Origin of the sequence: Chromobacterium sp. ASV23 (genome assembly GCF_016428945.1) — a bacterium.
Classification (GTDB): Bacteria; Pseudomonadota; Gammaproteobacteria; order Burkholderiales; family Chromobacteriaceae; genus Chromobacterium; species Chromobacterium sinusclupearum.
Genome location: NZ_JAELTR010000068.1, coordinates 1 through 19,201, shown reverse-complemented (window position 1 = coordinate 19,201; position 19,201 = coordinate 1). Strand labels below are relative to the sequence as shown.

At 61.3% G+C, this 19,201-nt stretch carries 22 protein-coding genes; 8 read left to right on the top strand and 14 right to left on the bottom strand.

What is annotated here, in order from left to right; translation table 11 throughout:
• Positions 1 to 818: 818 nt before the first annotated feature.
• The 6 genes from JHD59_RS19350 to JHD59_RS19325 form a co-directional block, all read right to left on the bottom strand.
• A complete protein-coding gene (locus JHD59_RS19350) occupies positions 819 to 1,751 on the bottom strand; it encodes an IS5 family transposase (RefSeq protein ID WP_199155443.1) in 933 nt (310 codons plus the stop codon).
• Positions 1,752 to 1,919: 168 nt separating this feature from the next.
• Positions 1,920 to 2,441: a hypothetical protein gene (locus tag JHD59_RS19345; protein WP_199155442.1), complete on the bottom strand. Its 522-nt coding sequence runs from the start codon at positions 2,439 to 2,441 to the stop codon at positions 1,920 to 1,922.
• A 454-nt stretch (positions 2,442 to 2,895) separates the two neighbouring features.
• The gene (msrB, locus tag JHD59_RS19340; protein WP_199155441.1) at positions 2,896 to 3,288 is read right to left on the bottom strand and encodes a peptide-methionine (R)-S-oxide reductase MsrB; all 393 of its coding nucleotides are present in this window, start codon (positions 3,286 to 3,288) and stop codon (positions 2,896 to 2,898) included.
• Between the two features lie 79 nt (positions 3,289 to 3,367).
• A complete protein-coding gene (locus JHD59_RS19335; protein ID WP_199155440.1) occupies positions 3,368 to 4,009 on the bottom strand; it encodes a histidine phosphatase family protein in 642 nt (213 codons plus the stop codon).
• Positions 4,010 to 4,029: 20 nt separating this feature from the next.
• Positions 4,030 to 5,391, bottom strand: coding sequence for a deoxyguanosinetriphosphate triphosphohydrolase (locus tag JHD59_RS19330; RefSeq protein WP_199155439.1), 1,362 nt, complete (start codon positions 5,389 to 5,391; stop codon positions 4,030 to 4,032).
• Positions 5,392 to 5,485: 94 nt separating this feature from the next.
• Entirely contained in the window at positions 5,486 to 5,707 is a 222-nt protein-coding gene (locus JHD59_RS19325; protein ID WP_103321911.1) for a glycine zipper 2TM domain-containing protein, read from the bottom strand.
• Between the two features lie 314 nt (positions 5,708 to 6,021).
• Between JHD59_RS19325 and JHD59_RS19320 the strand changes: the two genes are divergently transcribed.
• Positions 6,022 to 6,591: a lysophospholipid acyltransferase family protein gene (locus tag JHD59_RS19320; RefSeq protein WP_233164408.1), complete on the top strand. Its 570-nt coding sequence runs from the start codon at positions 6,022 to 6,024 to the stop codon at positions 6,589 to 6,591.
• A gap of 58 nt (positions 6,592 to 6,649) precedes the next feature.
• Here JHD59_RS19320 and JHD59_RS19315 read toward each other — a convergent pair whose 3' ends face one another.
• A complete protein-coding gene (locus tag JHD59_RS19315) occupies positions 6,650 to 7,210 on the bottom strand; it encodes a DUF1415 domain-containing protein (RefSeq protein ID WP_199155438.1) in 561 nt (186 codons plus the stop codon).
• An 87-nt stretch (positions 7,211 to 7,297) separates the two neighbouring features.
• Entirely contained in the window at positions 7,298 to 7,501 is a 204-nt protein-coding gene (locus tag JHD59_RS19310) for a cold-shock protein (protein ID WP_043626664.1), read from the bottom strand.
• Between the two features lie 323 nt (positions 7,502 to 7,824).
• Here JHD59_RS19310 and JHD59_RS19305 point away from each other — a divergent pair, with 323 nt between their 5' ends.
• A complete protein-coding gene (locus JHD59_RS19305) occupies positions 7,825 to 8,931 on the top strand; it encodes an HD domain-containing phosphohydrolase (RefSeq protein ID WP_103321909.1) in 1,107 nt (368 codons plus the stop codon).
• A gap of 7 nt (positions 8,932 to 8,938) precedes the next feature.
• Here the strand turns inward: JHD59_RS19305 and JHD59_RS19300 are convergent, their stop codons facing one another.
• Positions 8,939 to 9,784 carry a dienelactone hydrolase family protein gene (locus tag JHD59_RS19300; RefSeq protein ID WP_199155437.1) on the bottom strand — a complete coding sequence of 282 codons (846 nt, stop codon included), beginning with the start codon at positions 9,782 to 9,784 and terminating at the stop codon, positions 8,939 to 8,941.
• A gap of 455 nt (positions 9,785 to 10,239) precedes the next feature.
• Here JHD59_RS19300 and JHD59_RS19295 point away from each other — a divergent pair, with 455 nt between their 5' ends.
• The gene (locus JHD59_RS19295; RefSeq protein WP_199155436.1) at positions 10,240 to 11,400 is read left to right on the top strand and encodes an HD-GYP domain-containing protein; all 1,161 of its coding nucleotides are present in this window, start codon (positions 10,240 to 10,242) and stop codon (positions 11,398 to 11,400) included.
• A gap of 6 nt (positions 11,401 to 11,406) precedes the next feature.
• Here the strand turns inward: JHD59_RS19295 and JHD59_RS19290 are convergent, their stop codons facing one another.
• From JHD59_RS19290 to yjgA, 5 genes are all read right to left on the bottom strand, one after another.
• Positions 11,407 to 11,982: a hypothetical protein gene (locus JHD59_RS19290; protein WP_233164407.1), complete on the bottom strand. Its 576-nt coding sequence runs from the start codon at positions 11,980 to 11,982 to the stop codon at positions 11,407 to 11,409.
• A 26-nt stretch (positions 11,983 to 12,008) separates the two neighbouring features.
• Positions 12,009 to 12,524, bottom strand: a complete 516-nt coding sequence (locus JHD59_RS19285; protein ID WP_199155435.1) for a PaaI family thioesterase — start codon at positions 12,522 to 12,524, stop codon at positions 12,009 to 12,011.
• A gap of 61 nt (positions 12,525 to 12,585) precedes the next feature.
• On the bottom strand, positions 12,586 to 13,554 hold the full coding sequence (locus JHD59_RS19280) for a YheT family hydrolase (protein WP_199155434.1): 969 nt from the start codon (positions 13,552 to 13,554) through the stop codon (positions 12,586 to 12,588).
• Positions 13,551 to 14,129, bottom strand: a complete 579-nt coding sequence (mog, locus tag JHD59_RS19275; protein WP_103321904.1) for a molybdopterin adenylyltransferase — start codon at positions 14,127 to 14,129, stop codon at positions 13,551 to 13,553. The genes JHD59_RS19280 and mog overlap by 4 nt, the downstream gene beginning before the upstream one ends.
• The gene (gene yjgA / locus JHD59_RS19270) at positions 14,129 to 14,671 is read right to left on the bottom strand and encodes a ribosome biogenesis factor YjgA (RefSeq protein WP_043626687.1); all 543 of its coding nucleotides are present in this window, start codon (positions 14,669 to 14,671) and stop codon (positions 14,129 to 14,131) included. Before yjgA ends, mog begins: the two co-directional genes overlap by 1 nt.
• 83 nt (positions 14,672 to 14,754) lie before the next feature.
• On the opposite strand from yjgA, the gene pmbA reads away from it, so the two are divergent.
• The 5 genes from pmbA to JHD59_RS19245 form a co-directional block, all read left to right on the top strand.
• Positions 14,755 to 16,098, top strand: a complete 1,344-nt coding sequence (pmbA, locus tag JHD59_RS19265) for a metalloprotease PmbA (RefSeq protein ID WP_103321903.1) — start codon at positions 14,755 to 14,757, stop codon at positions 16,096 to 16,098.
• Positions 16,095 to 16,742, top strand: coding sequence for a DNA oxidative demethylase AlkB (gene alkB, locus JHD59_RS19260; RefSeq protein ID WP_199155433.1), 648 nt, complete (start codon positions 16,095 to 16,097; stop codon positions 16,740 to 16,742). The genes pmbA and alkB overlap by 4 nt, the downstream gene beginning before the upstream one ends.
• Positions 16,743 to 16,745: 3 nt before the next feature.
• Positions 16,746 to 17,639 (top strand): DNA-3-methyladenine glycosylase, encoded by an 894-nt coding sequence (locus JHD59_RS19255; RefSeq protein WP_199155432.1) that lies wholly within the window; start codon positions 16,746 to 16,748, stop codon positions 17,637 to 17,639.
• Positions 17,640 to 17,715: 76 nt separating this feature from the next.
• Complete coding sequence (locus JHD59_RS19250; protein ID WP_199155431.1) at positions 17,716 to 18,855, top strand: patatin-like phospholipase family protein; 1,140 nt, start codon at positions 17,716 to 17,718, stop codon at positions 18,853 to 18,855.
• 89 nt (positions 18,856 to 18,944) lie between these two features.
• Positions 18,945 to 19,201: disulfide bond formation protein B (locus tag JHD59_RS19245; protein ID WP_199155430.1), on the top strand; the 257-nt coding region annotated here is incomplete at its 3' end.

The window sequence follows — 19,201 nt, the reverse complement described above, 5'->3', positions numbered from 1 at the left end:
CCCCCCCCCCCCCCCCCCCCCCCCCCCCCCCCCCCCCCCCCCCCCCCCCCCCCCCCCCCCCCCCCCCCCCCCCCCCCCCCCCCCTTTTTTACTGACACGCCGACCCCCGAGATCTCCACCTCCGTGCTGTCGTCGGCAGCGTCAGATGTGTATAAGAGACAGATTGTGAAGCATTGCCCAGCCATCGAAACTCCCCACTTCGCATCACTTATTTGGCATTGGCTAAATGCTGTATAAATATCATTTCCATCAAACTCAAAGCTATTCACTTCAGTATAGTATGGCTCAACGAAGTAATTTCTTTCCCCAACTAGATCCCAACTATTTTCAGCACACTTCTCAGCGGAAGTGCAAATGCTTATGGTTTCTGAGCCATACCCATCTCTGGGCTTTGCTAAAGATAAATCAATATTAATCTCTCCCGGGCTTTCATTAAAATCTACATTCCGGTATAGGCCTCTATCTATTTTCTTGATCTGCTCCTTTAGTTTAATTGACTCTGCTGGCGACATATAATTTAGATGAGAAATTGTAAAGCTGAATACGCCACAACAATATTGAACCCTATCGGCAGACATGGCATTGAACGAAATGAATAGCATTACAGATAATAGTTTCATTCTAATTCGCAGAATCTCCAAACGTGGGTAAAACCATGAAGTCATCAAGAATTTTAATGGCAATAAAAAGAAAAGCGCTGATAGGAAATTCACCACTCAACTTCTGCCATCTTGGTAAGCATGTTATCAACATCACTCTTTTTCGGCGCTGTTGCATAAATCCTGAACAGGGCAAGGCTCCCCTTTCCCCAAACGGATTTACGCTACAGCCACCGTACAAGGACGGCCCAGCATGCTGAAGCGGTTCAAGATGGCAGCGCGCACTTGCAGCTCTGCCACTTGACCATCAAAACGCCGGGCTGTCACCCTTTCCCCCAACCGCTTGAAACAATACATCTTGGTTTCCACCAGGCTGCGGCGATGGTAGCCGCTCCAGCGCTTCCAGATCACCCTGCCTAATCGCTTGGTAGCCCGCAGAATCTCGTTGCGAGCCAGCACCCCCAGCGAATTTCCTTTCCACGGTTTCGCATTCTTGCGGGTCGGAATGCACCCGATCGCGCCGCGTGCGGCAATCGCCTCATGACACGCCTTGGTATCGAAAGCCCCGTCGCCGCTCACGCAGGCTATCGGCTCATCAGCCGCGATTTGCTCCAATAGCGAAGGCAACATTTGCGCATCACTCTGCCGGTTTTCCGTGACTTCAATGGCACGAATTTGCAGGGTTTCCGCATCCATGCCCAGATGCACTTTGCGCCATTGTCGGCGGTATTCTGCGCCATGTTTCTTGGTTTTCCACTCACCTTCACCCAGCATCTTGATGCCTGTGCTATCCACCAGCAGATGCAGCGCGCCTGAACTTTTCTGGTAGGGAATTTTGACCTGCAGCGTCTGCTGTCGCCTGGACAACGTGCTGTAATCAGGAACACTCCAGTCCAGGCCCGCCAACCTGAGCAGGCTTTGGATGAAACCGATGGTCTGCCGTAAAGGCAATCCAAACAGGTTCTTGATGGTGAGACAGAGCTGGATAGCCACATCGCTATAGGTCTGTGTCCGTCCGCGCGTGCCCCGTGGAGTCGCCTGCCATGACATGCTTGTGTCCAGCCAGACGGACAGAGAGCCGCGTTGGATCGGGGCTTGGTTGTAGGCTTTCCAGTTGGTGGTTCGGTAGCGTTTTGGAGCAGGCTTGGTCATGCCGCTATCTTACCAGGCTGTGGATGGGGAGGATTTGTGCAACAGCGCCCTCTTAAACGCAACTCCAACACCACCAAATATTGTGCGGCAATTATTTAGCTTGCCAGCACCGAGCTGACGTCACATTTAAAACATAATGAAAAATAACCGTCACATTATCATCACTCATTAAAACTGGACTGTCGCAAGAAGATCCTTTACTGGAATTTGCATCGGCTCACTTTCTGGATTAGCCCCAAAATATGACATTTCAACCAACCTACAAGGCATAAAACTCTTTCCTCCCAATTGGCGCAATAAATTTTCTTTTGAGACAACCTTAGAAAGTGAGCCGCCCATTGCATCAAAACTCAAATCAGCAACATATGAATATTTCCCTGGCACCTTATTAATCGCAGTAGCAATCATTTTCATTTCACCAGCAGCTGCCGGCTCATCACCCTTACCACCGGAAATCTCGCATGCCAGATAGACATGGGACAATAACTCTTCTTGGCTATCAAAGTATAACTTTACCTGATACAGCCCTCCCGATTCCAATTTCTTATAAGTAACTTTAGGCACTGATGGTGTGTAAAAAAACAAAGCAGCACCTGCTATAAAAAATAACGCCACCACTGCCACTATTCTCTTACTCACCCAAATTCCCCTTGATAGATTTTTCCAAAATCTGCCATCCAGTTTTACCATTAGGTAGAACTACTTTCATTGCAGGCAACGTATCCGTATGAGCTACGTCAACTATACAATTCAAATCTGGCATACGCTTAGGATCCCAGAACCTTCCGGCGACAGCACCAATTGGCCCCTTGATAGCCATATCAGCTGGGGATAGCTGCTTATCCGCTCCGGCTTTGTTGCATAACTCAAAATCATGCCAATATGTGGCAGTTTTTTGGTGGAAAATTTCACACACTTGTCGGCAACTTTCTCTAACTTCTTGCTGTGCAGTGGCACAAAAATTAGTTATGCAACAAAGCCCTTGGTAACTTGGTGAAGGACTGTGGGTTGAGGTAGGGTAAGAAAAGGAGAAAAAACCGGGCAAAAAATTGGGCTTGCCCTTAGGGGGTGCCCAATTTTGGTGCAAGTTTGCAAGTGTAAAGTTGTTAGTTTCAATAACTTAGTGTTCCTACAGCCTACAACATTATTCTTTTTCTCTAAACGCCATACAGACTGAATTTATGCAATATCGCTCCCCAGTGGGTGCCGGTCCATCGGGGAAAACGTGGCCAAGGTGGGCGTCGCAATGGGAGCAGCGCACTTCCACACGTACCATGCCGTGCGAGGTGTCGGTGATGCGGCGGATGTTGGCGCCGGCGGCTTCGGCGTAGAAGCTGGGCCAGCCGCAGCCGGCATCGAATTTGGCATCGCTGTGGAACAGCAGGGTGCCGCAGCAGACACAGAAGTAGTCGCCTTGTTTATTGTGGAAGTAGTGCTCTCCGCTGAAAGGCCGTTCGGTGCCGGCCTCGCGGGCGACGCGATATTGTTCCGGAGTCAGTTGGGCTCGCCATTCGGCGTCGGTCTTGTGAATGGTCATGGCATCGTTCCTTGGGCGTGTATGTCAGGCGGGGCGCGGGCCCGCCTCTTGTCCGTTTGTCGCCTGCGGGTCGTGTTTCTTACTGAATTTCGTCCAGCGCGCCGCTCAGGTGCGATTCGTCCGCCCAGCGCCGCAAGTTCCAGCCGCCGCTGCCGTAGTCCAGCCAATTCAACGCGGCATTGGGGATGGGGAAGTCGCGCTTGTCGGCCAGCGGTTTGGCGGTGGCGGCGCGGTAGACGATGTCCAGCACGCCGCCGTGGGTGACGATCAGCACATCCTGGCCGGGATGTCGGCTGGCGATGTCGGCCAGGCTTTCCATTATGCGCGCGCTGAAGCGGCGCAGGCTTTCCCCGCCTTCCAGATCGTAGTCCGGATCGCGCGTCTGATGGCGCTGGTAGACATGGGGAATGCGCTGGGCGGCTTCGGCGTAGGTCAGGCCCTGCAGCGCGCCCATATGGCGCTCGCGCAGTTGCGGGGTGTAATGGGCATCCAACTGCAGTTTGGCTTGCAGCGGCGCGGCGGTCTGGCGGGTTCGCGTGAGGTCGCTGACGTATAGCGCCTGGAATGACGAGGCGGCGCGGAAGGCCAGGGCCAGTTGATCGGCCTGCGCCAGGCCGGTGTCGTTGAGCGGGATGTCGGTGTGGCCTTGCAGCCGGTATTCACGGTTCCAGTCGGTTTCGCCGTGGCGAACCAGGCAGAAGCGGGTGACGGGCAGGGGCATTGTCGCCTTTCGCTATGCGTTTACAGGATGCCGACGCCGGACAGTTCGCGCGCCATATTGGCGGCGTAGTTGTCGGTCATGGCGCCGACAAAGTCCAGCACCTTCATATAGCCTTGATACAGGCTATCGTTGGTTTGAATATGGCGGTCCAGAAGCCCCATCGCCAAGTGCTCGCGCGGGGTCAGCCCCTTGCCGCCCTGGCTGATAAAGGCATGCACTGCCGGCACCAGCGCGTCGAGAATGGTGGCGATGCAGGGGTAGGAAGCCAGTTCCGTCACCAGCTTGGTGCGGTGGCGGTAGACCTTGGTGCTGGCCAGTTCCTTGGCTTGCAGCAGGGCGTTCTGTACCGCAGGGTCGCACAGATTGATCAGGTCTTTGGCCGGGAATTCGCCTTGCAGCAAGGAGCGCTGGTGCAGCATGAATTTTTCCGCCACCTCGGTCACGCAGCGGCCTATCGCCACGCCGCGCAGCGTGCCGCATTTCTGGCTGATGTCGTGCATGCCCCAGACGCGTTCGTGGTCGGAGAATCCCGAGAACAGTTTTTCGAACTCATGAAAATCCAGAATGCCGATTTCCACGGCGTCTTCCAGATCCAGAATGGCGTAGCAGATGTCGTCGGCCGCTTCCATCAGATAGGACAGTGGATGTCGGCTCCATTGCAGCGGGCCGTGGCGCAGCAGGCCCAGTTCCGCCGCCACCCGTTCGAAGTAGGGTAATTCGGTGCGGTAGATATTGAACTTGTCGCGTTCATAGGCCGGTTGCGCGTCGGCAGTCCACGGATATTTGATCAGCGTGCCCAGCGCGGCGGCGGTGAGCCGCATGCCGCCTTCGCCGGTGTACATTTCCAATGAGGCCAGCATGCGCAGGCCGTGGGCGTTGCCTTCGTAGGTTTGCACGTCGCGGATTTCCGCCGGACTGAGTCCATGCAGCCAATGGGCGTTGCGGTCGGCGCGGAACCAGTCGCGCAGCGCGTCTTCGCCGGTGTGGCCAAACGGCGGGTTGCCGATATCGTGCGCCAGGCAGGCCACTTGCACGACTGCGCCGATATCGTGCGGCGTGTAGCCGGCCGGCAGCTGGCCGGCATGGTCCAGCATCACGCCCACGCGGTTGCCCAGGCTGCGGCCTACGCTGGCGACCTCTACGCTGTGGGTCAGCCGGTTGTGAGTGTGGTCGTGCCGGGCAAGGGGGTGGACCTGGGTTTTGCGGCCAAGACGGCGGAAAGCGCTGGAGAACACTACGCGGTCGTGATCGATGTGGAAATCCGTGCGTAGGCCGGAGCCGCCTTCTTGGGTGGCCGGCGTATGGGTTTCTTTCACTTCGCCTTGGATGAGCTTGAAGCGGCGGGTGGAGAGCAGGCTCTCCCAGTTCATGGTTTGGCTCATGATGTGGCCCGGTGTGGATTTCATTCCGATGATATGTGCGGCCGCAATAAAACAAAAGAGCCAGCGGGCGCTGGCTCATGGGATTTTGGCCGGGTTAGCGGCTCTGGTGGCCGATGACGCCGCCAATGGCAGCGCCGCCCAGCGTGCCGACGGTGCCGCCGCCGGTCAGAACCGAACCCAGCACAGCGCCGGCAGTCGCGCCGATGGCGGTGTTTTGCTGGCGGTGGGTCATATTGGCGCAGCCGGACAGCAGGCTGATGGCGATCAGGGCGCTGGCGGCCAGGGACAGTCGGGTCGGGGTAGCGTGCTTGTTCATTGTGTGAATCCTGGTTGTGGGACTTATACCGTTTGGGCAGCAGGATGCGTCGTCGGTTCCGGCTTGTGTGTTACTGATTGTTATGGGTTGTATCAGTATTTATTGATAATTCTAAACAATCACGAATAACGTGCCGGGAATGGTATTGTCATCGACGGAAAGCCATATCGGCTTCGCCACTTGCATGCTTTACTGAAAATGTCCCATCTAGTACATTCAGCCCTTTCCACGTGTCAGGCGGCTGCTCCCACGCTGGGGGCGGCGCGACGCGCGGTCTTCCAGCGCGCTGGGCTGCGCCATTGCTCAGGGTTGCCATGCATTTCACCATTTTCGATACCCCCATCATCCGCGACTTGTTCCGCTGCCTGTCCATCGCGCTGCTCAAACTGAGCGGGTGGAAGCTGCAGGGCGAATTCCCCAGACTGGACAAGTACGTGATGATAGGCGCGCCGCACACCAGCAATTGGGATTTCCCGATTACCCTGGGGCTATGCTTCGCTTCCCGCGCCAAGATCTACTGGATGGGCAAGCACACCCTGTTCAAAGGGCCTATGGGGCCGGTGATGCGTTGGTTGGGCGGCGTGCCGGTGATGCGGCATCAGAATAATTCGCTGGTGCAGCAAATGGTGGAGGTGTTCCAGCGAAGCGAGCAGCTGGTGCTGGCGATTCCGCCGGAGGGCACCCGCAAGTCGGTCAAGGAATGGAAGACTGGTTTTTACCATATTGCGGTAGGCGCTGGAGTGCCGATCGCGCTGGCGTATCTGGATTACGGCCGCAAGGAGGGCGGCTTTGGTCCGATGTTCACCCCCAGCGGCGATATCGAGGCGGACATGCCTAAGATTCGCGCCTTTTATGTCGACAAGCAGGGCCGTTATCCGAATTGAGCTTCCTGCCAGCAGATATAAAAACGCAGCCTGCGGGCTGCGTTTTTATTGGCAGGGATTACTTTTGCTCTGGCTTGGATGTGAACAGCGCTTTCCAGCCGGCCAGGCCCAGCGTTTGCAGGGTCTCGATATTGCGCTCGTAGATCGCTTCGGCCTCCGGAAACGCTTCCACCGCGCGGTCTATGCTGGCTTCGCGGATCAAGTGCAGCGTCGGGTACGGCGAGCGGTTGGTATAGTTTTCGATATCGTTGATCCCGGTGCCTTCAAACTGGAATTTTGGATGAAAGCTGGCTACTTGGATTTCGCCTTCCAGGTTCAGTTCGGCCACCATCGCGTCGGCGATGTCGAGGAATTCGTTGAAATCGAGAAAGCGTTGCAGCACGCCGGGATGAACCAGCAGCGTGGTGTCGATTTCCTGCGGATCGGTGTCGGCCAGCAGCTTCAGTTCGGCGGCCAGTTCTTCCGCCAGTTGGCGGACGTCGCTTGCTTCGCTGACCTGGATGCGCACCTGGTTTTTGACATACACCGATTTGGCGAAGGGGCACAGGTTTAGGCCGATCACGGCTTTTTCCACCCAGTCGCGGGTGGCGGCGATCACGGTTTCGTGGTTGTCGGACATGGATGGCTCCGGTGGCGGGGGCTGAAAATGCAAAAAACCCGGACGAATCCGGGTTTTCTCATCTGGTCGATGATCTCGCTAAGGAGATTACACCGGCTGGATGTTGGAGGCTTGCTTGCCCTTCGGGCCATCGACGATGTCGAAGCTCACGCGCTGGTTTTCAGCCAGAGTGCGGAAGCCCTTCGCGTTGATTTGGGAGAAGTGAGCGAAAACGTCGTCGCCGCCTTCATCCGGGGTGATAAAGCCAAAACCTTTGGAGTCGTTGAACCACTTAACGGTACCGGTTGCCATTTTGTTAATTCCTCAAAACGAGCAGTTGAATAAAAAGGCACGAAGATCAAGGGAAATGGCGACTGAGGTACGGCCTATGCCACTACGACAACTACACATCCACAACTTGAGCATCCTGCGGGAGGCATAGTGCCTCTAGTTTCCGTCCATGGCAAGCGTTTTCTGCAGAGGCCGTCTGTTTTTACGAATCTTTAATACCATTGATCAGGACATTTACATTTCCTGTATGTTTGCGACAATCGCAATGTTTGAATCAGGTAGATCATGCGCGGCGACGCCGGTTGCTTATACTGGATAGGTGAGGAGTGTCGGAGAAAGAACTTATGGCCATGCAGCCGGAAGTGCCGGAGATTATCGATCCCATCGCGTTTCAGGATTTCCGCGACGCGGTGTCCGATTACGCGCCGCAATTGGAGCAGCTGGTTTGCCAGCTGGGCGATGGCAGCCGCGATACGGAAAAAGTTGCCCAGTTGTTCCGCATTCTGCACAGCATCAAGGGCGATGCCAGCTTGTGCCAAGTGCACTTTGTCGAGCCTTACGTCCATGCGCTGGAAACCCTGCTGGACCGTATCCGGCAGAATGAACTGCATTATCAGGATGCGGTGGGCGATGTGCTGTTGCTGGTCACGGACCGGGTGGTGATGCTGCTGGACGATATGGCCAATGGCTTGCTGCCTGACGACAGCCTGCTCAGATCGCTATTGCCTTCGTTGGATAAACTGGCCGAGGCCAGCGCGGCCGAGCTGCCGCAGGCCTGTGCCAAGCTGGTGGCGCGCATGATGGGGCCGGCGGCGCCGCCTATGCCCAGTCCCGGCGCGGTGGCCAACGGTTTGGGCGGCCATTTGTTTGCCGATTTGCAGTTCTTCCGCTCATTGGCGATGCAGTTTGAGCAGCGGGTGCCGGAGTTCGCCGGACGCACCGAGCGCAATCTGACGCTGGCGCTGGAAATCAATCGGCTGGCGGAAAAGCCGTTGAGCATGGAGCAAGTGGCAGCCGCCGTTTATATGCACGATATCGGCATGCTGCTGTTGCCGGAATCGCTTTGGCTCAAAGCTGGCCGGCTGAGTCTGGACGACCGACGGCAGATGGCGTCCCACCCGGGCTGGGCGGGAGGATTGCTGGCGCGCATGCCGGGATGGGAGGAGGCCGCCCAAATGGTGCTGCAACATCATGAGTCGCAGGATGGCAGCGGCTACCCGGATGGGCTGAAGGGCGAGGAAATCTGCGATGGCGCCTGCCTGCTGGCGCTGGTGGACGCGTTCGAGTCGGTCACCCTCAAGCATGCCCAGCAGGGGCCGCGCCGCTCCATCTTGCGCGGCGTGGCCGAGCTGAACGCCTCCGAGCGTCAATTCCACCCGCTGTGGATGCAGCTGCTGAACCGGGTGGTGCGCAACCGGCTGGAAATGCGCACCATGGTCGGCGGACGCTGACCGCTGTTCAGCGCGCGCCGTGCCGGGCGAACCAGTCCAGCATCTTGCGCCAGCCATCCGCGGCGTCCCGGGCGTGATAGCTGGGGCGGTAGTCGGCGTTGAAGCCATGTCCGGCATCGGGGTAGACCACGATCTCGCTGTCCTTGCCGGCTTGCTTCAGCGCCGTTTGCATCTTTTCCACCGAGGCCTGCGGGATGCTCTGGTCCTGTCCGCCATACAAGCCCAGCACCGGCACCTCCAGCTGCGCCACTACATCCAATGGATGGCGCGGCGTATTGGCCGTGACGGGGCCTTCCAGCTTGCCATACCAGGCGGCGGCGGCCTTGAGCTGGCGGTTGTGCGCCGCGTACAGCCAGGTTTGGCGGCCGCCCCAGCAGAAGCCGGTCGCCGCCGCGCGCCGCAGGTCTGCGCCTTGGGCGCCGGCCCAGCGCCAGGTGGCGTCCAAGTCGTTTTGCACCTCGCTGTCCGGCACCTGGCTGACCAAGTCTCGCATCAGGGTGTCGATATCGGCAACCTCGGCCGGATTGCCGTGGCGGAAGTAGAGTTCCGGCGCGACGGCGAAGTAGCCTTGTTTGGCCAAGCGCCGGCATAGGTCCTGGATATGGGCGTGCACGCCGAAGATTTCCTGAATCACGATGACCAGCGGCAAGGGGCCTGCGGCGTTTTCCGGCTTGGCGTAGTAGCCGGGCATGGTGCCGCTGCCGGTGTCGATGGCGGGGATGCCGGTTTGAAGCGACTGGCTGTCGGTCAGAATGGCGCTGGCCGCTACCGGCTGCACTGCCAGGGCGAAGCCGAGGCTGCCGGCGCCCGTGAGGAAGTGCCTGCGATTGAGCGTGGTATGGTCCTGGGTCATGAATGCGCTCCTGTGTTGAGGTGGCTTGCATGAATCGGGTAAAAACTGCATAAAATGCTAGGGGCTGTTGACGTTTGGTGAGTGGATCGCGTTTGCGCCGCTTTGGGCCGGAAGCAAGGCGCACAGTCCGCCGCATAGTCATTCTATGCAAGGGCTGGGCAACACAGCTTCCGGCCCAAAGCGGCCAAACCCGTAGGGCCGGGCGCCTTTCGCGCCGACTCTTCGTTGTTCCGCGCTGGCAGAGAATGACTATGCGGCGCGCGAAACGCCTAGATTCGTCGCAAAATGCATCCCGGCGCGACCGCTCACCAAACGTCAACAGCCCCTAGTGCTGGCTTTAAGACCAGCTTACGACACCTTCTATCGAGATTTTTCCTGGCAAGCATCGGGCCAGGCTGCGCCTGTGCAGGACAAGCAAGCTGGAGCCGTTCCGGCGTAACCAAAGCAAGTGAAATATGACGGATTCGTCGCCAAAGGTAAAACTGCCGCGCAACTTCGTGCGTCAAGGCCAACAAGTGCCGGTGGATATCTACGCCAAGAATGGCGTGTTGTTGTTGAAGAAAGGCCATTACGTTTTGACGGATGCCCAGCGCGACCGGCTGGGCCGGATGGGGCATGGCGACAGCGAAGAAGTGGCAGCTCGCTTGGAGCGGGAACGGCTGGAGCGCGCCGCGCAGCGGGAAAAGGAAGCCCAGCAACTGCGCAGCAGCGCCAATCCGCTGCAGGAAATGGCTTTTCTTCAGCGTCGGGCTGAAGGCGTGCTGTTGCACGGGCTGGCGGTGCGGGATCTATCGGCCAGCCTCATGGACATGGCGGACAATCTCATCGCGCTGAGCCGGCGCCACCCCGACGGCGTGTTGGCCAGCGTTTTTTTGCTGCCGTTTCAGGACATCGGCAGCGCGCATAGCGTGCATGTCGCGGCCATCCTGGCGGTGCTGGGACAGCGGCTGGGCCTGTCCGACGAAGAACTGAGGCCCTTGCTGGGCGCGGCGCTGAGCATGAACCTGGCGATTACCGGCTTGCTCAATCAGCTGGCGACGCAGAAAGAGGCGCTGGATCTGCCGCAGCAGGAGGCGATGTTCGCCCATCCCGTGCTGGCCTCGGCCTTGCTGCGGGAGGCCGGCGTGGATGACGAGCATTGGCATAGGCTGGTGGTGCAGCATCACGAACGGCAGGACGGCGAGGGCTATCCGCTGGGATTGGCTGGCGACGAGATCGAGGCGGACGTCTTATTGCTGCAGATGGTCGATCTGGTATGCGCTTGCGTGCATCAGCCGCAGCCGCCGTTGCCGGCGCAGGTGCTGGGCAGCCTGTTCCGCGGCGAGCTGGGCCTGTTTCCGTCGCAGCACGTTTCGCTGCTGGTGAAGGAGCTGGGGGTGTATCCGCCGGGCAGCTTCGTCCGGCTGGCCAGCAATGAGGTAGCGGTAGTGACGCATCGCGGCGACAAGACCAACCAACCGCGCGTGGCGGCCTTGCGCAAACTCGACGGCCCGCCCTACGTGGACCCCTTGCCGCGCGACACGCGGCAGTCTGCCTACCAGGTGCTGGAGCCGGCGCCAGCCGCCGCATCGGCGATCAAGCCGACCTATCTCTATCGCCTGTGGTACAAGCCCTGAGCCGGCTCAGGGCCGCGCCGCCTGGGCCTGGCGCAGCGGCCGTATCTGCACGGCGCTGAGATCTTCGACTTTCCATACCCGGCGCATGTGTCCGAAATCGCGCTTGCGCTCGTCGCGCAGCGCCACTTCCGGCAGGAAGGACATGTCCACCCACACTTCGCCCAGATAAACCGCTTCGTTCGGCTCCAGATGGAACGGGGCGTTCAGCTTGAACTGCTTGATCTTCATGTCCGCGCCGAAGACGCCATCCTCCACCCAGTGCGCCCAGACGCTGGACAGGCGATAGTCGCCCGGCGGCAGGGTAAGCAGCACCAGTTTGCCCTCCACCGGCGACATGCCTTCCTCGCCGAACACCGTGTCTGTGGTCAGGCTGGCGATATCCTGCGCCGCTTCGCGGCCTTGGGCATTGCTGACAGTCAAGCCCAAGGTGGCGCTATCGGGATTGAAGGCCCTGCCCACCAGCGAAACGACGGCATAGGCCTGGCCGGGCGGGGGCGTGAGCGAGCCGCGCAGCCTGTCGGCCATGGTGGTGCAGCCGGACAGCGCGACGAGCATGGCGACGAGAAAGGTGCGGCGGATCATCGTAAGTCCCGTGTTGAGCGGCCTGGCTAAGAGGCCCGCGTGTCGAAGATCATACAGGTGGTGGTGGCATGAGCGTACAGCTTGCCGGCCTCGTCTTGCAAATGGCCTTCCGCCGTGGCCATGCGGCCGCCGGCGTGGATCACCTTGCCGCGGCATAGCAGTTTGCCGTTGGCGGGCAATACGGCGCGGACGAAATTGACCTTCAGTTCCAGCGTAGTGTACGCCTTGCCGCGCGGCAGCAGGGAGTGGACGCTGCAGCCCATGGCTGAGTCCAGCAAGGTGCTGATCACGCCGCCATGGACGCTGCCTATCGGATTGAAATGCGATTCGTGCGGCAGGAAGGAGAATTCGACTTCGCCTTGGTCCGCGCGGACGAAATGGAAGCCGAGCAGCTTGGCGACTGGCGGCGGCGCAATGCGGCCCTCGGCCATTTCGCGCAGATATTCGAGTCCGCTGAGTCCTTTCGCGGCGCTGGCGCCTATCATCGGATCGTCCCAGTGGACAGTCAGGCTGCGCGCTGCGTCATCAGCTTGGGATGGCATGGGGGCTCTCCTGGGTGGCAAGATCTCAAACTTGCCAGCCGAGGAGCGGGATCGTCAATCGTTATGACGTTTGGGCGTTGTGGTTTTGCAGATGCGGCTCGACAAAGGCCAGCACCCGCTGCGGCAGCCAGTCGATGCGGCCGGGGAAGGGGCCGGTGGCGAAGCCGACATGGCCGCCGTCGTCGGGAAAGTCCAGCGTTACGCTGGGCGAAACCTGCGAGGGGTCGGGCAGGGCGCTTTCCGGCAGAAACGGATCGTTGCGCGCGTTCAGCACCAGCGTAGGACGGGCGATGTGTTTCAGCTTGGGCTTGCTGCTGGCCTGCGTCCAATAGTTCAGCGCTGTGCCGAAGCCGTGCAGCGGGGCGGTGACCAGATCGTCGAATTCGATGAAGGTGCGGGCGCGGCGCAGCCGGGCGTCGTCGAACAGGCCGGGATGGCGCTGCAGCGATTCCATGGCTTTGGGCTTCAGGGTGTCCAGAAACATCCGGGTATACAGCAGCTTGCCCAGGCCGGTGTCCAGCCGGGTGCTGGCGGCCACCAGGTCCAGCGGGGCGGAGATGGCGGCGGCGGCCAGCGGCAGCGCGGCCTCGCCCTCTTCGGCCAGATAGTTCAGCAGCATGCTGCCGCCTAACGATACGCCCACCGCCGCCAAGGCGGCGAAGCGGCCGGACAGCCGATGCAGAATCCAGCGGACTTCCGCCGCGTCGCCGGCGTGGTAGGCGCGCGGCAAGGGATTGTCCACGCCGCCGCAACCGCGGAAATGCGATACCACGCCGTGCCATCCGCGCGCGGCCACCGCGTGCATCAGCGCCTTGGCGTAATGGCTGGCGCTGCTGCCCTCCAGGCCATGGAACAGCACCACCAGCGGCGCGCCGGGCTCGCCATCGACAAAGTCCAGCGCGATGCGCGCGCCGTCCGGCGTGTCCCACAGCTCGCGCCGGTAGCGCGGCGGGGCCAGCTTGACGGCCACGGCGGGCCAGATGGTTTGGGCGTGGCCGCCGCGCAGCCACGATGGCGCGCGGTAGTTCATGGCGCAGGCTTGATGGCGGACTTGGGACGGAAGGCTTTGACCACCGACTCGTGGGTTTCGATATACGGCGCGCCTATCAGGTCCAGGCAGTAGGGCACGGCGGCGAAGATGCCGGGCACCTCCACCTTGCCGTCGGCGCCGCGCAGGCCTTCCAGCGTTTCCTGAATGGCCTTGGGCTGGCCCGGCAGATTCAGGATCAGGCTTTGCTTGCGGATCACGCCCACCTGTCGCGACAGGATGGCGGTGGGGACAAATTTCAGGCTGATCTGGCGCATCTGCTCGCCAAAGCCCGGCATCACGCGGTCGGCTACCGCCAGCGTGGCGTCCGGGGTGACGTCGCGCGGGGCGGGGCCGGTGCCGCCGGTCGTCAGCACCAGTTGGCAGCCCTCGTCGTCCACCAGCGTTTTCAGCTCGGCTTCGATGCGCGGCTGCTCGTCCGGTATCAGCCGGGTGAGGGTTTCAAACGGGGTGGCGAGGGCGCGAGCCAGCCAGTCTTGCAGCGCCGGCAGGCCCTTGTCTTCGTAGACGCCCTGGCTTGCGCGGTCGGAAATGGAAACCAGGCCAATCTTCAGCATTATTCTTCGTCCTCATCCTTTTGCCACAGCCGCGGCTTGCCCGGCTCCGGAATCAGCGCCTTGATTTCCTGGTACAGCTGGCGGTAGGCCTTGGGGGCCTTGTTTTCCTGCAGTTCCTTGCGCGCGTTGCGCATCAGCGTGCGCAGCTGCTGCGGATCGCCTTCCGGGAAGGCGGCCAGGAAGTCGGACAGCGCCTTGTCGTCGGCCATCAGCTTTTCGCGCCAGCGCTCCAGCAGGTGCTGCCAGGCGATGTGCTCGGACGATTCGCCCTTGAGGATTTTCAGGTATTCGCGGATCGGTTCCGGATCGACGTCGCGCATCAGCTTGCCGATGTACTGCATCTGGCGGCGCAGCGCGCCGTTGGCGGTAAAGCGTTTATAGTCCAGTACGGCGGTGAGCAGATCCTCCGGCAGCTGCATCTTCTTCAGCGTGTCCTTGGACAGCTCGACCAGCTCGCGGCCCAGGTCCTGCAGCGCGTCCATATCGCGCTTGCGCTGGGACTTGCTGACGAAACCATCGTCGTCGTTCTGGTAGTCGGTCATTGTTGCTAGGTCTCACTCGGTTTTCAAGGCTGGTATGATACCGGAAAAGGCCGCCGGCCGTTTCCACTGTTCCGAAAGATACTATGGCAGACAAAACATTCAGTTTCAGTCCCGACATCTTGAACGGCATCGCTGACCGCGTGCTCGAGCTGGCTCGTCAGCATGGCGCCAGCGCCGCCGAGGCTGACGTTTCAGAAGGTATCGGCCAGACCGTGAGCGTGCGCTTGTCCGAGGTGGAAACCATCGAATACAACCAGGACAAGGGCGTCAGCGTCACGGTTTACCTGGGACAGAAGAAGGGCCATGCCAGCACCTCGGATTTTTCCGATCTGGCGCTGTCCGATACCGTGCGCGCCGCGCTGGATATTGCCCGCTATACCGCGGAGGATGATTGCGCCGGCCTGGCCGATCCGCAGCTCTTGGCCGACGACCTGCCTGACCTGGACCTGTACCATCCGTGGCAGTTGCCGGTGGAGCAGGCCATCGAACTGGCGCGCCGCTGCGAGGACAGCGCACGCGCCGTGGATGCGCGTATCCGCAATTCCGAGGGCGCCAGCGTGTCGGTGCAGGCCAACCAGTTTGTCTACGCCAACAGCCATGGCTTCCGCGGCGGCTTCTCGAGCAGCCGGCACAGCCTGTCGGCGGCGGTGGTGGCGGAAGAAAATGGCGTGATGCAGCGCGACTACTGGTATTCGGCCGCGCGCCATCGCGATGATCTGGCGCCGGTGGAGGAGATCGGCCGCATCGCCGGCGAGCGCGCCGTGCGCCGCCTGGGCGCGCGCCGGGTCAAGACCGGGCAGTATCCGGTGCTGTTCGAGGCGCCGGTGGCGATGTCCCTGCTGGGCCACCTGACCGCGGCGATCAGCGGCGGCAATCTGTACCGCAAATCGTCCTTCCTGCTGGATGCGCTGGGCAAGCCGGTGATGGCGGCCAAGGTGACGATAGACGAAGACCCACTGATGATGCGCGGCCTGGCCAGCAGCGCCTTCGACAACGAGGGCGTGGCGACGCAGTCGCGCCGCTTGGTGGATGGCGGCGTGCTGCAGGGCTACCTCCTGTCCAGCTATTCCGCCCGCAAGCTGGGCATGCAAACCACCGGCAACGCCGGCGGCGCGCATAACCTGGTGGTGCATTCCACCGGCGAGAGCGTGGCGGAGCTGCTGAGCCAGATGGGCAGCGGCCTGCTGGTGACCGAGCTGCTGGGCCAGGGCGTCAACACCGTGACCGGCGACTACTCGCGCGGCGCGGCCGGCTTCTGGGTGGAAAACGGCGTCATCGCCTACCCGGTGGAGGAGATCACCATCGCCGGCAATCTGCGCGATATGTTCCTGAATATCGAGGCCGTCGCCAACGATACGCTGGACCGCGGCGGCCGCCGCATCGGCTCCGTGCTGGTCGGCGGCATGATGGTGGCCGGCGAGGAGTGAGCGGCAGCCTGTTTGCGCCGGCGGATGAGCCTTGGGCGGAGCGGCTGTCGTCCGGCACCGTGTTGCTGCATGGCTGGGCCTGCGCTGGCGATGCGCCGCTGTGCGCGGCGGTGGAGGATGTGTTGCGGCAATCGCCGCTGCGCGGCATGGTCACGCCCGGCGGGCAGCGCATGTCGGTGACCACCGCCAGCTGCGGCGAATGGGGCTGGGTGTCCGACCGGCGCGGCTATCGCTATTCCGCCGTCGATCCGGACAGCGGCCAGCCCTGGCCGGCCATGCCGCCGCCTTTGCGCGAGCTGGCGCGCGGCGCGGCGGCTGAGGCCGGCTTCGCGGGTTTCGATCCCGACGCCTGTCTGATCAATTGTTACCTGCCCGGCGCGCGCATGGGCTTGCATCAGGACAAGGACGAGCGCGATTTCAACGCGCCCATTGTTTCCGTGTCGCTAGGCTTGCCGGCGGTCTTCCTGCTGGGCGGCCTGCGCCGTGCCGACCCAAGCGCCCGCATCCTGCTGCAACACGGCGACGTGCTGGTGTGGGGCGGGCCCGATCGCATGCGCTTCCATGGCGTGCAGCCAGTCAAGCCGGGCTGTCATGCCTTGCTGGGCGAACGCCGCATCAATCTGACCTTCCGCAAGGCGCGCTGAATCATGCCTGTCATCGATTGCGATATTGCGCTGCCGCCTGGCTTCCGCCCGCAGGACATCCTGGCGTTTCATCGGCGCGATGGCGAGCGGCTGGCCGAGCAGGTGGACGGCGATGGCTTGAAAAAGGGCCTGCTGTGGCAGGGCCGGCCGGCCTGTCTCGACCTGCGTTTCCAAGATGGCCGGGCCGCGCTGCGGCTGGCGGTGGATGGCGAGGCCGGCGACGCCGCGCAACTGGCAAGCCTGGGTCGACGCATGCTGGGCCTGAATCAGCCGGTAGAGGCATTTGAAGACCGTTACCGCGGCCACCCGCAGCTTGGCGCGCTGATCGCTGCCCGCGCCGGCCTCAGGGTGCCGCAGACGGCCACGCCGTTCGAGGCGCTAGCCTGGGCCATCACCGGCCAGCAGATCAGCGTGGCGGCCGCGGTGACGCTGCGCCGGCGCATGCTGCTGCTGTGCGATTGCCGCCATTCTTCCGGGCTGCTGTGCCATCCGGACGCGGCGCGACTGGCGGCGCTGACGGCGGATCAACTCGGCGAGTCCGGTTTCTCGCGCGCCAAAAGCCGCGCCTTGCTGGCCCTGAGCCAGGGCGTGGTCAGCGGGATGCTGCCATTGGATGACTGGCTGGATGGCGTGCCGGCCGACGACATCGCCGAGCGCTTGCTGGCGGTGCCCGGCATCGGCCCATGGACGGTCAGCTACGCCTTGCTGCGCGGTTATGGCTGGCTGGATGGCTCGCTGCATGGCGATGTGGCGGTGCGCAAGGCGCTGGGCATGCTCTTGGGCATGGCGGATAAGCCGGATCAGCAGCGGACGCAGGATTGGCTGCGGGATTTCGCCCCCTGGCGCGCGCTGGTGGCGGCGCATTTGTGGGCCTTGCTGCAGGCGGGCGGCTTCTGAGCGATGGGCTTGCTGCTGCGCTGCGTTTTTGACTATCTCTAATAGAACAAATAAGACGTTCGGAAAGAGGCAAGTCATGCGCAGGCCGAGCAAAATCGGTTTGGTATTGTCCGGCGGCGGCGCGCGCGCCGCTTATCAGGTCGGGGTGTTGCTGGGCATTTCCCGGCTGTTGCCCGACCCGGAGCGCAACCCTTTCCCCATCATTTGCGGCACGTCGGCCGGTGCCATCAACGCCGTGGCGCTGGCGTCGGGCGCCGGCAACTATCATCTGGCGGTGACCACCCTGGCCAAGGTGTGGAAGCAGCTGCACATTCAAGACATCTACGACGCCAGCACGCTCTATTTCGCCAAAACCTTCCTGCATTTTGGCCTTTCGCTGCTAAGCGGCGGGCGCGTCTGGCGCAATCCGCAGAGTTTTCTAGACAATGCGCCGCTGCGCGGCTTGTTGGCGCGGATCATGAATTTCGACGACGTGGACCGCTCCATTCATAGCGGCGCCCTGCAGGCCTTGGCATTGACCGCATCCTGTTACACCACAGGCATGTCGGTCACGTTTTTCCAGGGAGCGGAGACGCTGGACGAGTGGTCGCGCTATCAGCGGCAAGGCCTGCGCGAACGCATCGGCCTGGATCATGTGATGGCGACCTCAGCCATTCCGCTGATTTTCCCGTCGGTGAAAATAGGGGAGAAGTTTTATTGCGACGGCGCGGTGCGCCAGTTGTCGCCCTTGTCGCCGGCGCTGCACCTGGGCGCGGAGAAGCTGTTCGTGGTGGGCTTGGCCAGTCAGCGGCCCGATACGATAGAGCGGCGCAATGTCGGCTCCTATCCGCTGCCGGCCCAGGTGTTCGGCCACTTGCTCAACAGCGTGTTCATCGACAGCATGGCGGTGGACATGGAGCGCTTGCAGCGCGTCAATCACACGGTTTCCCTGCTGCAGGATCACGCCGAGCTGGCCTGCCGGACCTCGCTGAAGAAGGTGGAGATTTTCCAGCTGAATCCCAGCAAGTCGCTGGAGGGCATTGTTTACCGCCATACCGATCTGTTTCCTCCGGTATTGCGCTTCATCATGAAGGGCACGGGCGGCACTAAGCAGCGCGGCACCGCCTTGGCCACATATCTGCTGTTCGAGCCTGGGTACTGCCGCGAGCTGATCGCCCTGGGCTACCATGACGCGCTGGATCACAAAGACGAGATCCGGGCTTTCCTGGAATTGTGAGCATCCGGAACTTTGCCAAGCTGCCCCAATCTGAGCTTTTCCGTTTACACTGCGTTACTCGCAAGACATATCAGGAAAGGCTAAGGGGCATGGGTTTGAATATCAGCAACCGGCAAGGGTTTCTATTGGTGGCGGCGGCTTGCGCCGGCGCCATCGGCTTTGCGTTGTTCGCGCAATATCAGCTGGGCGAGGAGCCTTGCCCGCTGTGCATTCTGCAGCGCATAGGGGTGATGGCGGTGGGCGTCTGCGCGCTGCTGGCTGCGCTGCATAATCCAGGCAGAGCCGGCGCCAGGGTATGGGCTGGCCTGGTGACGCTGTCCGCGCTGGCTGGCGGCGGGGTGTCGGT